This is a genomic window from Pseudomonas guariconensis, from assembly GCF_040822035.1.
Classification (GTDB): Bacteria; Pseudomonadota; Gammaproteobacteria; order Pseudomonadales; family Pseudomonadaceae; genus Aquipseudomonas; species Aquipseudomonas guariconensis.
The window spans coordinates 79,740-92,520 of record NZ_CP162012.1 but is presented as its reverse complement, the minus strand read 5'-3'; the positions used below and the strand labels follow the sequence as shown (position 1 = coordinate 92,520).

Genomic DNA, 12,781 nt, shown 5'->3' with positions numbered 1-12,781 from the left:
CCGGCCCCACTCACCGGCTTGCAGCCAATCGCGCCAACCGCGTCTTGCGCTCTTCGAGCGGCAACCGCCCCAGCGCCTCGACCTGCCGGTAGAACCGGCTCCAGTCTCCGCCCGCTTGCCTAAACAACGCCGCAAACGCCGGCACCCACTGGTCATACAGCCCGAACGGCAACAGCTTGGCGTTGTTCATCGGCCCATACATCCAGGCGTCATAGCGTTTGTCCCCTTGCCACTGCTCATCGCGCACCTGCCGATAGGCCTGGCGCAGCCGTGCGAACTCCGCCTGCTTGGCCGCCCGCTTGGCTGGCTCATTGCGTGGGCTTGCGTAGATCGCCTCGAGCCGCGCTCGACTGTCCAGCACCAGTTGGATGAACTGCTCGCGCTGGCGCAGCGAATCCTCCCGAATCGCTGCAAGCCCACGGGCTGCGCGCCATTGCCGCGATCCTTCCTGCTCGACGAACGAGGCAAAAGACTCGTTGAACTCTGTGTCGTCCTGCACATAGAAACGCTGGTGCGCCAGCTCGTGGAAGATCACCGCGGCCAGACGCTCGTCGCCCCAGCCGACCATCGAGGAGAGAATCGGATCGTCGAACCAGCCCAGGGTCGAATACGCTTCGACGCCCCCCACATAGGTGTCCAGTCCTTGCTGGCGCATCAGTGCCGCCGCCCCCCGGGCCGCGCCTTGTCGGTAGTAGCCGCGGTAGGCGACACAACCGGCGATCGGGAAGCAATGGGTCACCGGCTGCAACGATAGCTCCGGCGTGGCGAACACGTTCCAGACCACATAGGGTCGGCCCAGATCGGCGTAGATGCGGTAACTGCGGTTGTCCGGCAGTTTCAGGTGCTCGCTGGCGAACGACCGGGCCAGCTCGGCCTGCGCCAGTCGCTGGCGCAAGGGAGCAGGAGTGGTGGGGTCATCAAGCAGGCGCTGCACCGGCTGGCGTGCGCGCAGCAACTGCCATTGCCCTTCGGCCAGTTGTCCGTAATAGCCAAGGCTGCTGCAACCGTTCAGCAGGAGGGCTGCAAGGACGGGAACCAAACGGGTGAAAACGCGGTCGAGAGGCCCAGGGCTTGAGCGCTGTAAAAGAAAAAGTCGGAACATCAAGGCTGTCTATCTCGCTCACGGCCAGTGCGGTCCAAGACTATCTCGCCAGGGGGGCGTTTCGCCATGCGTTCAATGATTGTCATCGCCGGCACGCTCGTGCTGCTGTCCGGATGCTCCACGTTGCCGGCGCCAGACCCTAATCAGGCCTGGGTCGATCTCGCGCCTTTCGACAACACGTCACTGCACGCAATGCAGGTGGACGAACGCGACTGGGCCGACACCCGTTATTTCGAAGTCCAGCCTGGCAACCATGAGCTCACTGTGCGCTACCAGTTCGCCGTGGAGCCGAGCAACATCGGCCCGGTCGACGAACCCTTGTGGCGTGACTGTCAGCTCAATCTGACCTTCAAGGATTTCAGCGCCGGCCAACGTTACCAACTGCAAGCCGGCAGCATCGGTTTCCGCCCCTGGATCAAGCTGTACGACCAGCAGCGAAAACTCGTCAGCCAAGGCTTGCCAGCAGGCTGCCAGCGCACCTGAAAGACCACGACTTTCGCGACAGTGCGGGCCTGTCGGCGCTATGCTTATAGCTTGTGAATCGCAAGCGGGAGTTTCGCCATGCGCCAGCCCATGATGCTGATCGCCCTCAGTGCGCTGGGGGCCTGCGCCAGCCCCTTGCCGCCCGTCGACCCCAAGCAGGCCTGGGTCGATCTCTACACCATCACCCCCGGTAGGACCATCATGGCCGACCGCCTGGACGGCAAACGGCTCGATGATGGCCGCTACTTCCAGGTCACACCTGGCAGGCACGAGTTGGTGGTGCGCTTCGACTACGAGGTGTACGCAGGCGGCTTCTCGACCGATCCAACCGAACGCACCTGCTACCTGACCGTGCGCTACGACGACTTCAAGGCCGGTGAACGCTATCGTCTGGAAGCCCGAGCGCCGGTAATGCAGCCGCAGGTGCTGCTGTACGATGCCAAACGCACGGTGGTGGTGGACGAGCCCAGCAACGTTTTCTGCATTCCGTGACCCGCAAGCGCGGGCCCTTTCTACCGATCGTTTTTCTGGTAGATGATTTTCTTGGTCCCGCCATCACAGCTGCCGACGATCATGTTCTGGTCGCGGACCTCGCTATTGGGCACGATTTCCAAAGTGTAGGACGTCACGCCCGCGGCCTGGATCTTCGCTTCGATTTCGGCCTTGAGTTCTTCGCACGGCTTGGGCGCGGCCAGGGCGGTCGTGGCCAGCAGGGAAACCAGCACGGCGGTTGCAACGCGGATCATGGGACGGCTCCTGAAGAGGCAGACCAGCTGCCAACGCTGGTTAGACTACAGGAAACCGCCCCTGTTGCGCCTAGGCAACCAACCTCGCGTCCAGGCTGATCGTGGCGTTCAGTACCTTCGATACCGGGCAGCCGGCCTTGGCCTTGTTGGCGATTTCCTGAAACTGCGCCTCGCTGGCGCCAGGAACCTTGGCCTTGAGGATCAGGTGCACGGCGGTGATGGCGAAACCGTCCGGCTGCTTGTCCAGGCTCACTTCGGCAATGGTGTCGATGCGTTCTGCGGTCAAGCCGGCCTCGCCCAGCATCATCGACAGGGCCATCGAGAAACACCCCGCATGCGCCGCACCAATCAGCTCCTCCGGGTTGGTCCCAGGCGAGCCTTCGAAGCGGGTGTTGAAGCCATAGGGATTCTGCTTGAGCGCCCCACTCTCGGTGGACAGCGAGCCCTTGCCGTCCTTGAGCCCGCCTTGCCAGATCGCCGATGCTGTCTTTTTCATGCTGCCTCCTGGTCATAGGATGAGTACCTATGGGTTCTGAGGACGGCACCCTATGCAAGTTCAGAACAATCCGACGCTCAACATTGAAACCCCGGAAACTGCCCATACAGAGTCTTCAAGGCCCCTTGGCCAAATTTCAGCGGAGGCTCCAATGACGCACCTGCGTGACCTGAAGATTTCTACCCTCGACCTGGTACCGGTGCGCGCCGACGGCGGCCCGGCCCAGTCCCTGCGCAACTCGCTGGATCTGGCGCAGCACGTCGAACGCTGGGGCTACAACCGCTTCTGGGTGGCCGAACACCACAACATGGATGGCATCGCAAGCTCCGCCACGGCGGTGCTGATCGGCTACTTGGCCGGCGGTACCTCGAGCATCCGCATCGGCTCTGGCGGCGTGATGCTGCCCAACCACGCGCCACTGGTCATCGCCGAGCAGTTCGGCACCTTGGCCAGCCTGTATCCCGGCCGTATCGACCTGGGCCTTGGCCGTGCGCCAGGCTCCGACCAGATGACCGCCCGCGCACTGCGCCGCGAACGCTCCGGCAGCGCCGATGATTTCCCGGATGATGTCGAAGAGCTATCGCGCTATCTGGGCCCTCGCACGCCGGACCAGAAGGTCATCGCCGTGCCCGGCCATGACACCGACGTGCCGATCTGGCTGTTGGGCTCCAGTCTGTTCAGCGCCCAGCTGGCCGGCATGCGCGGGCTGCCCTACGCCTTCGCCTCGCACTTCGCCCCACGCTACATGCATGAGGCGATCCGCATCTACCGCGACCACTTCAAGCCCTCGACCGTGCTCGACAAGCCCTACGTGATGCTGGGCGTGCCGATGGTCGTGGCCGACACCGATGAACAGGCCGAGTATCTGGCCACCTCCGTGTACCAGCGCATCCTCGCGCTGATCCGTGGCCAAAGCCTGATGCAGCGACCACCGGTGCCGAGCATGGACGGCTTGTGGCTGCCCCACGAGCGCGATGCGGTGGGCAGTTTCCTGGGCTTGGCGATGATCGGCAGCCCGCAGAAGGTGCGGGCCAAGGTGGAAGTGCTGTTGGAGCAGACCGGTGCCGATGAGCTGATCTTCACCTGCGACCTGTATGAGCATGCGGATCGGTTGCGCTCTTACGAGCTGCTGGCCCAGGCGCTCAAGACCGAGTAGTGCTTTTCGCGGGTGAACCCGCTTCCACAGGCCTCAACGCAGAGCACGTGGTAGCGGGTTCACCCGCGAAGCGTTCATTCACTCAACCCCGTCGATAGACGATTTCCTTGGTACCGCCTTCGCAGGTACCGACCACTTTGCCCGCCGGCTCGCCCTTGTTCACGATCTCCAGCGTGTAGTCTTTCACGCCCTTGGCATCCAGCTTCGCCGCAATCTCGGCCTTGAGCTCTTCGCACGGCTTCCCAGCCGCAAATGCCCCGCCTGCCAGCGCCATCAAACCCACCGCCAGAATCAGTTTCTTCATCGATCGCTTTCCTTGTTCAGATCAAAAAAGGACAGGGTGCCATTATCGAAATGGCACCCTGCAACCTTTACCCCATCTGGCCGGGCGAAGCCAGCCTGGGCCTGTTTCAGCTGTTGGCGATGCGGAAACCGACCTTCAGCGTGACCTGGAAGTGCGCGACCTGGTTATCGCGGATATGGCCACGGGTATCGACGACTTCGAACCACTCCAAATGCTTGATGCTCTTGCCGGCTTCAGCCAGGGCATTGTTGATCGCGTCCTCGATGCTGGTGGGCGAGGACCCGACCAGCTCGATCTTCTTGTAGGTGCGATGATCGGACATGAGCGCTCTCCTTGTTGGCGTGTGAGATTTGAGCCTAGCAGCGCAGGCCCGCTTTACCTGCGAACTTGCATGGCAAACGAAAGTTCGATCGCACTTTCGCTTCGCTGCACAGTCGCAACCCTTACAACCCAACCCACGCGAAGGAGAGTCATCATGGCCTACAACTCGCTGCGTAAAGCGTCGCTGGAAAGCATGGAGGCGGAGATCGAAAGCCTGCTCAAGACCCTCGAACACCTCAAGCACGACGCCTCGGAAGAGTCGCAGAAATCCATGAAAGCGATCCGCAGCAACGCCGAGAACGCGCTCAGGCAGTCGCGAACACTGATGGGCGAAGCCTACGAAGAAGTCAAAGCCCGCACCCGCCAGACCGGCATCGCCACCCGCGATTACGCCCAGGAACATCCCTGGACCACCGCAGGCGTCGCCATCGGTGCCCTCGGCCTGCTGGCCGCCTGGCTGATGTGCAAGCGCAACTAAGTCGTTTGAAGGTCCAGCTCGTTGCGCAGCCACTGCGCCAACTGCTCGGCGCGCCCGTCCGCGGCGCGTCGCGGCACCCATAGCGCCAAGGCTGCGCGGGTAGGCGAGAAGCCCCAAGGTGCGCTCAGCCGCCCGGCCCGTAGGTCATCCGCCACCAGCGGTTGCGGAGCGATGGCCACCCCCAGACCGGCCACTGCGGCCTCCAGCAGGTAATACAAATGCTCGAAGGCTTGGCCGAACCTCAACGCGGCCGGGTCAAGCCCTTGCTGCTCGGCCCAGGTCGGCCAGGCCTGTGGGCGCGAGGTGGTATCCAGTAGGGCTTCATCGAGCAACGCTTTGGCCGGCGCGCTGCGCAAGCGCTCGAAACCCGCGAAATGCGGGCTCACCACCGGCCCGATGCGCTCCTGGGCCAACACATGAACCTGCATGTCCGCAGGCCACGGCGGCTCGGCATACACCAGCAAGGCATCCAGTCCGGGGCGCCGGGGGTCCAGGTCGCCTTCACCGGCGGACAAATGCAGCCGCAGCTCCGGCAAGTCAGCCTTAAGCCGTCCCAAACGCGGGATGAACCAGCGCGCCAGCAGACTGCCAGAACACCCCAGCACGAACGGCGCCTCGCTGACATCACGGCTGAGCTCCGCGCAGACCGTGCGCAGCCGATCGAAGGCATCGAAGCTCGCATCGCGCAGGCGTGACCCGGCATCTGTGAGTTTGATGCCGCGCCCATCCTTGACGAACAAGGCCACACCCAGATGCTCCTCGAGTACCTTGATCTGTCGGCTGACGGCGCCGTGGGTCACGTGTAGCTGCTCGGCAGCCTGGCTGACGCTGTTGAGCCGGGCAGTGGCCTCGAAGGCCCGCAAGGCATTGAGAGGGGGGAGATCCTGGCGCATTTTATATGTGAGATTTTCTGACAAGTTATCGCAATCTTATCGGTTTTCAGCCAGCCATGTCGTGGTTAGAGTAGGCCCATCGACGAGAAAGGCCTGTTCGCGGGTTCAGCTGCGCACAGGCCCACACGATTTCACTGATCACATCGCCTATGGAGCGCCCCATGACCCAGACCCAATACCGCGCCGGCCCCGACGCCAACGGCCTGTTCGGCTCGTTCGGCGGCCGCTACGTGGCCGAAACCCTGATGCCGCTGGTCTTGGACCTGGCCCGCGAATACGAAGCGGCCAAGGCCGATCCGAAGTTCCTCGAGGAACTGGCCTACTTCCAGCGCGACTACATCGGCCGTCCCAACCCGCTGTACTTCGCTGAGCGCCTGACCGAACACTGCGGCGGCGCGAAAATCTTCTTCAAGCGTGAAGAACTCAACCACACCGGCGCGCACAAGGTGAACAACTGCATTGGCCAAGTGCTGCTGGCCAAACGCATGGGCAAGAAACGCCTGATCGCCGAGACCGGCGCCGGCATGCACGGCGTCGCCACCGCCACCGTGGCCGCACGCTTCGGCCTGCCCTGCGTGATCTACATGGGCGCCACCGACATCGAGCGCCAGCAAGCCAACGTGTTCCGCATGAAGCTGCTGGGCGCCGAGATCGTCCCGGTCACCGCCGGCACCGGCACCCTCAAGGACGCCATGAACGAGGCCCTGCGCGACTGGGTCACCAACGTCGACGACACCTTCTACCTGATCGGCACCGTGGCAGGTCCTCACCCGTACCCGGCGATGGTCCGCGATTTCCAATCGATCATCGGCAAGGAAACCCGCGCCCAGTTGCATGAGAAGGAAGGCCGCCTGCCTGATAGCCTGATTGCGTGCGTCGGCGGTGGCTCCAACGCCATGGGCCTGTTCCACGACTTCCTCGATGATGCCAGCGTGCAAATCATCGGCGTCGAAGCCGGTGGCCACGGCGTGAACACCGACAAGCACGCCGCCAGCCTCAACGGCGGCGTCCCGGGCGTGCTGCATGGCAACCGCACGTACCTGCTGCAGGACGCGGATGGCCAGATCACCGATGCCCACTCGATCTCCGCCGGCCTGGACTACCCGGGGATCGGCCCTGAACACGCCTACCTGCACGAAGTGAAACGTGTCGAGTACGTCAGCATCACCGACGATGAAGCCCTCGACGCCTTCCACACCTGCTGCCGCCTGGAAGGCATCATTCCGGCCCTGGAGAGCTCCCATGCTCTGGCCGAAGCGATCAAGCGCGCACCGAACCTGCCCAAGGACCACCTGATGGTCGTGTGCCTGTCCGGACGTGGCGACAAGGACATGCAAACCGTGATGAACCATATGGCCGCCCAGGAGAAACAGCCATGAGCCGTCTTGAACACCGCTTCGCCGAGCTGAAGGCCCAAGGCCGCTCCGCGCTGGTCACCTTCATCACTGCCGGCGACCCTGGCTATGACGCTTCCCTGGCCATCCTCAAGGGCCTGCCCGAAGCAGGCGCCGACGTGATCGAGCTGGGCATGCCGTTCACCGACCCGATGGCCGATGGCGTGGCCATCCAGCTGGCGACCTTGCGCGCCCTGGATGCCGGTCAGACCCTGGCGAAAACCTTGCAGATGGTCCGCGAGTTCCGCGTCGGCAACCAGACCACGCCAATCGTGCTGATGGGCTACTACAACCCGATCCATCGCTTTGGCGTGGAGCGCTTCGTGGCAGAGGCCAAGGACGCCGGCGTCGATGGCCTGATCATCGTCGACCTGCCGCCTGAGCACGACGCCGAGCTGGCCACCCCGGCCCAGGCCGCAGGCATCGACTTCATCCGCCTGACCACCCCGACCACCGATGACGCCCGCCTGCCGCGGGTGCTGGAGCGCAGCTCCGGGTTCGTCTACTACGTCTCGGTGGCCGGCGTGACCGGTGCGGGCTCGGCCACCACCGAGCACGTGCAGCAGGCCATCGCTCGCCTGCGCCGCCACACCGACCTGCCCATCAGCGTGGGTTTCGGCATCCGCACACCGGAGCAGGCAGCGGCGATCGCCAAGCTGTCCGAAGGCGTGGTGGTCGGTTCGGCGCTGGTCGACAAGATCGCCCAAGCCAAGAGTGCCGACCAGGCAGTGGCTGATGTGCTGAGCCTGTGCTCGGCACTGGCTGAAGGCGTACGCGGCGCCCGCCTGTAACCTAGCGAGCGCAGCGCCAGCCCCGCGGGAGTCACCGCTCGCGGGGGCTGGCGATAGCCTGCGATGGGCCGCAAAGCGGCCCTTTCATTCGAATATCGACAAGTCCAGTGGCCGCACGGCCCCCATCCAGATCGCATGATCCCGGTGATCCGCCAGCTCATCCCCCGTCAGCGGATGCAGGAACACCACCAACCCCTTGCGATACAGCGCCAACCACGGCAACACCACGCCCACCACTTCCGGCCCGAAGGCCAGCTGGCAGCTCCAGTCCGGATGCGGCCCGACCGGCTTCTGGTGCATGCGCCCCATAGTCACGGGAAACAGCCGCGCCGCTTCCTCGCACAGCGCCCGGGCCTGCTCCATCGTCGCTGCGTCGTAATACACGTGGGCGTGATAACCCTTGATCCTTTGCACGATTACTCCCAAATGAGGTCAAAGGATCACTGGCCAGCGAAGGGGAGCGATCCTGTGAAAAATGCCGAGACTCCAGTGTTCAAACTGGTTCTGTTCGGTGCCGAAAGCAGCCTGGGCAGTGCATTGATCGTCGAGCTGCTGTCGCGCCAGCACGAGGTCACCGCGGTGGTCGATGACCTTAACCGTCACGCACCGCGTCCTGGGCTGCACTTCAAGCGAGGCGCGCTAGGTGACAAGCACCAGGCCGAACAGAGCGTGGCCGGAGGCTCGGCGGTGATCGCCTTGCTTTCAGCGCTGGCGCCAGACGATCTGCCTGCGCAACGGCAAATGGCCGAAGCCCTGGTGGCAGGCCTTTCGCGTACGACTATACGCCGGCTGTTGCTGGTGGGCGATTTCGATGTGCTGGACAAGCCGGCCGGGCACAGCGAAGCGCAACGGACGTGCGCAGACCAGATCGTCGATCAACTGCAACGCAGCGCGCTGCGCTGGACGCTGATCAACGCCCCTGAAGAGATGCCAGGCCTGGGCATCGAGCATTTCCACAACCTCGATGGAACCCTGGAGCCCGGACTGGCCGGGCCTTTGCAGCGATTGGCGCGGATTGCGGCAGGGATGGTCGATGCCCTGGAGTTGAATCTGCATCAGGGCGAGCACGTGAACTTCGTGCTCTAGAACGCGGGGCTGCCTGCGCTGGGCCGCAAAGCAGCGCCCGTGGCATCACAGCCCTCGCTCCTGCTCCAGCCAATCCACGAACCGCTGGATCAACGCCCCACGCCGCTTGCGCGGCGGCAATACCACGTAATACCCGCGCGTCGAGCGCAAACTGCCTTCGAGCGGCCGGCACAATAGCCCTTGGTCCACCAGCCCATCCACCAAATGTCGCCAACCGATCGCCACACCTTGGCCGGCAATCGCCGCCTGGATCAACAGCGTGTAATTGTCGAAACGCATCTGCCCAGGCGGGGGTGGACTGTGCAGACCGAACCCTCGAAAGACCCCCGTCCAATCGAACCAGCGACTGGCCTGTTCACCGCGCAGATGAAGCAGGGGTAATCGTTGCAAAGCCTCGGCTGACGCGGGTTTGCCACGCATCAGGTTGGGGCTGCAGACAGGGAAGACCTCTTCGTCGAACAGCCAGCGGCTCTCGCCCTGGTGAAAACGGCCATCGCCAAACAGCACCGCCACGTCGATGTCCGGACGCAGCATGGCCTGACTACGCTCACCGGTTACCAGGCTGACGTCCACCTGTGGATAAGCCTCATGGAAGCGCGGCAACCGTGGCATCAGCCAAAAGGCCGCAAAGGCGAAGTCGGTGGCCACCTGCAACACTTCGCGCTGGCCGCGCCCACTGGCCTGGGCGATGCCGTCGTCCATCGCCAGCAACGCTTGGTGAATCTGCTCGAACAGCGCCTGGCCGGTCTCGGTCAACTCAATTCCCCGGTAGATCCGGTCGAACAGGCGCGTGCCCAACTGGGCCTCAAGGCGCTTGACCTGCTGGCTCACCGCCGGCTGCGTAGTGCCCAACTCCAATGCCGCAGCGGTAAAGCCTCGCAACCGGGCGGCAGCCTCGAAGACCCGCAAGGTATCCAGAGAAACGTCAGCGAGGTGCTCAAACATAAGCGTAGCTAATCCCACTCATTGCCCGGCATGGGCTTTACCCATGTTATCCACAGTCGCATCCTCGATCGCAAGCGGTTCCCATAACCTCCAACGATGGAAGGCCCCCATGAAGCGACCCAACATCCTGTTCATCATGGCCGACCAGATGGCCGCGCCCTTGCTGCCCATCTACAGCTCATCCCCCATCAAGATGCCGCACTTGAGCCGCCTGGCCGAACAGGCGGTAGTGTTCGACGCTGCGTACTGCAACAGCCCGCTGTGCGCACCCTCGCGCTTCACCCTGGTCAGCGGGCAACTGCCCAGCCGCATTGGTGCCTACGACAACGCTGCGGATTTCCCAGCCGACGTGCCCACTTATGCTCATTACCTGCGTCGCCTGGGCTATCGCACCGCGCTCTCTGGCAAGATGCATTTCTGTGGGCCAGACCAACTGCACGGCTACGAAGAACGACTGACCAGCGACATCTACCCGGCCGACTACGGTTGGGCCGTGAACTGGGACGCACCCGACCTGCGCCCGAGCTGGTACCACAACATGTCCTCGGTACTGCAGGCCGGGCCCTGCGTGCGCACCAACCAACTGGATTTCGATGAAGAGGTGGTGTTCAAGGCCCGCCAGTATCTCTACGACCATGTTCGCGAGGGCGACGGCCGGCCGTTCTGCCTGACCGTCTCCATGACGCACCCCCATGACCCCTACACGATTCCCAAGCACTACTGGGATCTGTACGACGGTGTGGATATCCCCATGCCGCTTGCAACCATTGCCCAAGACGAGCAGGACCCGCACTCCCAACGCCTGCTCAAGGTCTATGACCTGTGGGACAAACCCCTGCCGCCGCACAAGGTCCGCGATGCCCGCCGCGCCTATTTCGGCGCCTGCAGCTATATCGACGACAACATCGGCAAGCTCCTGCAGACCCTGGAGGAATGCGACCTGGCCGAGGACACCCTGATCGTGTTTTCCGGTGACCACGGCGACATGCTTGGCGAGCGCGGGCTCTGGTACAAGATGCACTGGTTCGAGATGTCGGCCCGGGTGCCACTTCTGGTGCACGCGCCCAAACGCTTCGCCCCGGCGCGGATCAGCGCCAACGTCTCCACCTGTGACCTGTTACCAACCCTGGTGGAGCTGGCTGGTGGCGCAGTCGAACCAGCCCTGCACCTGGATGGCCGCTCCCTGGTCGGGCACCTGCAAGGGCAGGGTGGGCATGACGAGGTGATCGGCGAATACATGGCCGAGGGCACCGTCGGCCCGCTGATGATGATCCGCCGAGGCCCATACAAGTTCGTGTACAGCGAGGACGACCCATGTCTACTCTATGACCTGAGCCGCGACCCGCACGAGCGGGAGAACCTCACCGGCAGCCCGGATCATCAGGCGCTGCTGCAGGCATTTGTCGATCAAGCCCGCCAACGCTGGGACATTCCCGTCCTGCGCCAGCAAGTGCTGGCCAGCCAGCGCCGTCGTCGTCTGGTGGCAGAGGCGCTTTCCATCGGCAAGCTCAAAAGCTGGGACCACCAACCCTGGGTGGACGCCAGCCAACAGTACATGCGCAACCACATCGATCTCGACGACCTCGAGCGCAAGGCACGTTATCCACAGCCCGCACCCCTGGATTGAGCAGAGAGACCGCCATGAAGAAGTTCTCCACCGCCCTGATCGCCCTGGCCCTGGGCCTGACCGCCATCCCCGCCCACGCCGACAGCGATAGCCAATGCACCACCGTCAAAATGGCCGACCCCGGCTGGAGCGACATCGCCTCCACCAATGCCGTGGCCCGCCTGCTCCTGGAGAGCCTCGGCTACCAGGTGAAGATCGACAACCTGGCCGTACCGATCATCTTCGGCGGCCTCAAGGACGGTCAGGTGGATGCCTTCCTGGGCAACTGGATGCCCGCGCAGCAGGGCTTTCACGACAAGTTCGTCGCCAACGGCGACGTGCAGCGTCTGGCGCGCAACCTTGAAGGTACGCAATTCACCCTCGCGGTGCCGGATTACGTCTGGGAGGCCGGCGTGAAAGACTTCGCTGACCTGCAAAAACATGCCGACGCGTTCGGCAACAAGCTCTACGGCATCGGCTCCGGGGCACCGGCCAACCTGTCGCTCAAAGAAATCATCGGCAAGAACGCCTTCGGCCTGGGGCAGTGGAAGCTCGTCGAATCCAGCGAGCAGGCGATGCTGGCTCAGGTCCAGCGTGCGGTGCAGAAAAAACAGTTCATCACCTTCCTCGGCTGGACACCGCACCCGATGAACGTGAAGCTCAAGATGCATTATTTGACGGGCGGCGAGCAGTGGTTCGGCGATAAGGGGGAGGTGTACACCCTGGTGCGCAAGGGTTATCCACAGGCCTGCCCAAATGCAGCGAAACTGCTGGGCAACCTGCGCTTCAGTCTGGAGATGGAAAACAGCATCATGGCCGAGGTTGTGGACAAGAAGGTGAGTTTCGATGAAGCGGCCAAGGCCTGGGTGAAGGCGCATCCAGAATCGTTGAACACTTGGCTGGCCGGGGTGACCACCAAAGAAGGTGGGGATGCCCAAGAGGCTGTAAAAGCTAGACTTTGATCCGCTGAGCGACACATA

Annotated in this window: 17 protein-coding genes; 9 read left to right on the top strand and 8 right to left on the bottom strand. The window is 63.4% G+C overall.

Going from position 1 to position 12,781, the window contains the following annotated elements:
• Positions 1 to 10 precede the first annotated feature (10 nt).
• Positions 11 to 1,102: an aminopeptidase gene (locus AB1N67_RS00430; protein ID WP_043207653.1), complete on the bottom strand. Its 1,092-nt coding sequence runs from the start codon at positions 1,100 to 1,102 to the stop codon at positions 11 to 13.
• 66 nt (positions 1,103 to 1,168) lie between these two features.
• On the opposite strand from AB1N67_RS00430, the gene AB1N67_RS00425 reads away from it, so the two are divergent.
• The gene (locus AB1N67_RS00425) at positions 1,169 to 1,585 is read left to right on the top strand and encodes a hypothetical protein (protein WP_367863465.1); all 417 of its coding nucleotides are present in this window, start codon (positions 1,169 to 1,171) and stop codon (positions 1,583 to 1,585) included.
• A gap of 78 nt (positions 1,586 to 1,663) precedes the next feature.
• Complete coding sequence (locus AB1N67_RS00420; protein WP_043207647.1) at positions 1,664 to 2,077, top strand: hypothetical protein; 414 nt, start codon at positions 1,664 to 1,666, stop codon at positions 2,075 to 2,077.
• 20 nt (positions 2,078 to 2,097) lie between these two features.
• On the opposite strand, the gene AB1N67_RS00415 is transcribed toward AB1N67_RS00420, so the two are convergent.
• On the bottom strand, positions 2,098 to 2,331 hold the full coding sequence (locus AB1N67_RS00415) for a DUF1161 domain-containing protein (RefSeq protein WP_043207645.1): 234 nt from the start codon (positions 2,329 to 2,331) through the stop codon (positions 2,098 to 2,100).
• 70 nt (positions 2,332 to 2,401) lie between these two features.
• Complete coding sequence (locus AB1N67_RS00410; RefSeq protein ID WP_043207643.1) at positions 2,402 to 2,827, bottom strand: OsmC family protein; 426 nt, start codon at positions 2,825 to 2,827, stop codon at positions 2,402 to 2,404.
• 151 nt (positions 2,828 to 2,978) lie between these two features.
• Here AB1N67_RS00410 and AB1N67_RS00405 point away from each other — a divergent pair, with 151 nt between their 5' ends.
• Positions 2,979 to 3,983, top strand: a complete 1,005-nt coding sequence (locus AB1N67_RS00405; protein ID WP_070575681.1) for an LLM class flavin-dependent oxidoreductase — start codon at positions 2,979 to 2,981, stop codon at positions 3,981 to 3,983.
• An 82-nt stretch (positions 3,984 to 4,065) separates the two neighbouring features.
• Here AB1N67_RS00405 and AB1N67_RS00400 read toward each other — a convergent pair whose 3' ends face one another.
• Positions 4,066 to 4,287, bottom strand: coding sequence for a DUF1161 domain-containing protein (locus AB1N67_RS00400; RefSeq protein ID WP_043207638.1), 222 nt, complete (start codon positions 4,285 to 4,287; stop codon positions 4,066 to 4,068).
• Positions 4,288 to 4,393: 106 nt separating this feature from the next.
• Entirely contained in the window at positions 4,394 to 4,609 is a 216-nt protein-coding gene (locus AB1N67_RS00395; RefSeq protein ID WP_043207635.1) for a dodecin, read from the bottom strand.
• A 153-nt stretch (positions 4,610 to 4,762) separates the two neighbouring features.
• Here AB1N67_RS00395 and AB1N67_RS00390 point away from each other — a divergent pair, with 153 nt between their 5' ends.
• A complete protein-coding gene (locus AB1N67_RS00390; protein ID WP_043207633.1) occupies positions 4,763 to 5,086 on the top strand; it encodes a YqjD family protein in 324 nt (107 codons plus the stop codon).
• Here the strand turns inward: AB1N67_RS00390 and AB1N67_RS00385 are convergent.
• The gene (locus tag AB1N67_RS00385) at positions 5,083 to 5,979 is read right to left on the bottom strand and encodes a LysR family transcriptional regulator (RefSeq protein WP_043207631.1); all 897 of its coding nucleotides are present in this window, start codon (positions 5,977 to 5,979) and stop codon (positions 5,083 to 5,085) included. The genes AB1N67_RS00390 and AB1N67_RS00385 overlap by 4 nt on opposite strands.
• A 161-nt stretch (positions 5,980 to 6,140) precedes the next feature.
• Here AB1N67_RS00385 and trpB point away from each other — a divergent pair, with 161 nt between their 5' ends.
• Complete coding sequence (gene trpB, locus AB1N67_RS00380; RefSeq protein WP_043207629.1) at positions 6,141 to 7,358, top strand: tryptophan synthase subunit beta; 1,218 nt, start codon at positions 6,141 to 6,143, stop codon at positions 7,356 to 7,358.
• Positions 7,355 to 8,164 carry a tryptophan synthase subunit alpha gene (trpA, locus tag AB1N67_RS00375; RefSeq protein ID WP_043207627.1) on the top strand — a complete coding sequence of 270 codons (810 nt, stop codon included), beginning with the start codon at positions 7,355 to 7,357 and terminating at the stop codon, positions 8,162 to 8,164. The genes trpB and trpA overlap by 4 nt, the downstream gene beginning before the upstream one ends.
• Before the next feature lie 84 nt (positions 8,165 to 8,248).
• Here trpA and AB1N67_RS00370 read toward each other — a convergent pair whose 3' ends face one another.
• The gene (locus AB1N67_RS00370) at positions 8,249 to 8,578 is read right to left on the bottom strand and encodes a DOPA 4,5-dioxygenase family protein (RefSeq protein ID WP_043207625.1); all 330 of its coding nucleotides are present in this window, start codon (positions 8,576 to 8,578) and stop codon (positions 8,249 to 8,251) included.
• Between the two features lie 54 nt (positions 8,579 to 8,632).
• On the opposite strand from AB1N67_RS00370, the gene AB1N67_RS00365 reads away from it, so the two are divergent.
• Positions 8,633 to 9,250, top strand: a complete 618-nt coding sequence (locus AB1N67_RS00365; protein WP_367863464.1) for an NAD(P)-dependent oxidoreductase — start codon at positions 8,633 to 8,635, stop codon at positions 9,248 to 9,250.
• A gap of 45 nt (positions 9,251 to 9,295) precedes the next feature.
• Here AB1N67_RS00365 and AB1N67_RS00360 read toward each other — a convergent pair whose 3' ends face one another.
• Positions 9,296 to 10,195: a LysR family transcriptional regulator gene (locus tag AB1N67_RS00360; RefSeq protein ID WP_090344097.1), complete on the bottom strand. Its 900-nt coding sequence runs from the start codon at positions 10,193 to 10,195 to the stop codon at positions 9,296 to 9,298.
• A 109-nt stretch (positions 10,196 to 10,304) separates the two neighbouring features.
• Here AB1N67_RS00360 and betC point away from each other — a divergent pair, with 109 nt between their 5' ends.
• Complete coding sequence (betC, locus tag AB1N67_RS00355; RefSeq protein WP_090344099.1) at positions 10,305 to 11,822, top strand: choline-sulfatase; 1,518 nt, start codon at positions 10,305 to 10,307, stop codon at positions 11,820 to 11,822.
• A gap of 14 nt (positions 11,823 to 11,836) precedes the next feature.
• Positions 11,837 to 12,763 (top strand): choline ABC transporter substrate-binding protein, encoded by a 927-nt coding sequence (gene choX / locus AB1N67_RS00350; RefSeq protein WP_090344101.1) that lies wholly within the window; start codon positions 11,837 to 11,839, stop codon positions 12,761 to 12,763.
• Positions 12,764 to 12,781 lie beyond the last annotated feature (18 nt).

Bases quoted from the DNA above. Each gene is read 5' to 3' on its own strand.
- AB1N67_RS00420 (WP_043207647.1), top strand. From the start codon at position 1,664: ATGCGCCAGCCCATGATGCTGATCGCCCTCAGTGCGCTGGGGGCCTGC.
- AB1N67_RS00385 (WP_043207631.1), bottom strand. From the start codon at position 5,979: ATGCGCCAGGATCTCCCCCCTCTCAATGCCTTGCGGGCCTTCGAGGCC.
- AB1N67_RS00390 (WP_043207633.1), top strand. From the start codon at position 4,763: ATGGCCTACAACTCGCTGCGTAAAGCGTCGCTGGAAAGCATGGAGGCG.
- AB1N67_RS00425 (WP_367863465.1), top strand. From the start codon at position 1,169: ATGCGTTCAATGATTGTCATCGCCGGCACGCTCGTGCTGCTGTCCGGA.
- choX (WP_090344101.1), top strand. From the start codon at position 11,837: ATGAAGAAGTTCTCCACCGCCCTGATCGCCCTGGCCCTGGGCCTGACC.
- AB1N67_RS00410 (WP_043207643.1), bottom strand. From the start codon at position 2,827: ATGAAAAAGACAGCATCGGCGATCTGGCAAGGCGGGCTCAAGGACGGC.
- AB1N67_RS00430 (WP_043207653.1), bottom strand. From the start codon at position 1,102: ATGTTCCGACTTTTTCTTTTACAGCGCTCAAGCCCTGGGCCTCTCGAC.
- AB1N67_RS00415 (WP_043207645.1), bottom strand. From the start codon at position 2,331: ATGATCCGCGTTGCAACCGCCGTGCTGGTTTCCCTGCTGGCCACGACC.
- AB1N67_RS00400 (WP_043207638.1), bottom strand. From the start codon at position 4,287: ATGAAGAAACTGATTCTGGCGGTGGGTTTGATGGCGCTGGCAGGCGGG.
- AB1N67_RS00405 (WP_070575681.1), top strand. From the start codon at position 2,979: ATGACGCACCTGCGTGACCTGAAGATTTCTACCCTCGACCTGGTACCG.
- AB1N67_RS00360 (WP_090344097.1), bottom strand. From the start codon at position 10,195: ATGTTTGAGCACCTCGCTGACGTTTCTCTGGATACCTTGCGGGTCTTC.
- betC (WP_090344099.1), top strand. From the start codon at position 10,305: ATGAAGCGACCCAACATCCTGTTCATCATGGCCGACCAGATGGCCGCG.
- AB1N67_RS00395 (WP_043207635.1), bottom strand. From the start codon at position 4,609: ATGTCCGATCATCGCACCTACAAGAAGATCGAGCTGGTCGGGTCCTCG.
- trpA (WP_043207627.1), top strand. From the start codon at position 7,355: ATGAGCCGTCTTGAACACCGCTTCGCCGAGCTGAAGGCCCAAGGCCGC.
- trpB (WP_043207629.1), top strand. From the start codon at position 6,141: ATGACCCAGACCCAATACCGCGCCGGCCCCGACGCCAACGGCCTGTTC.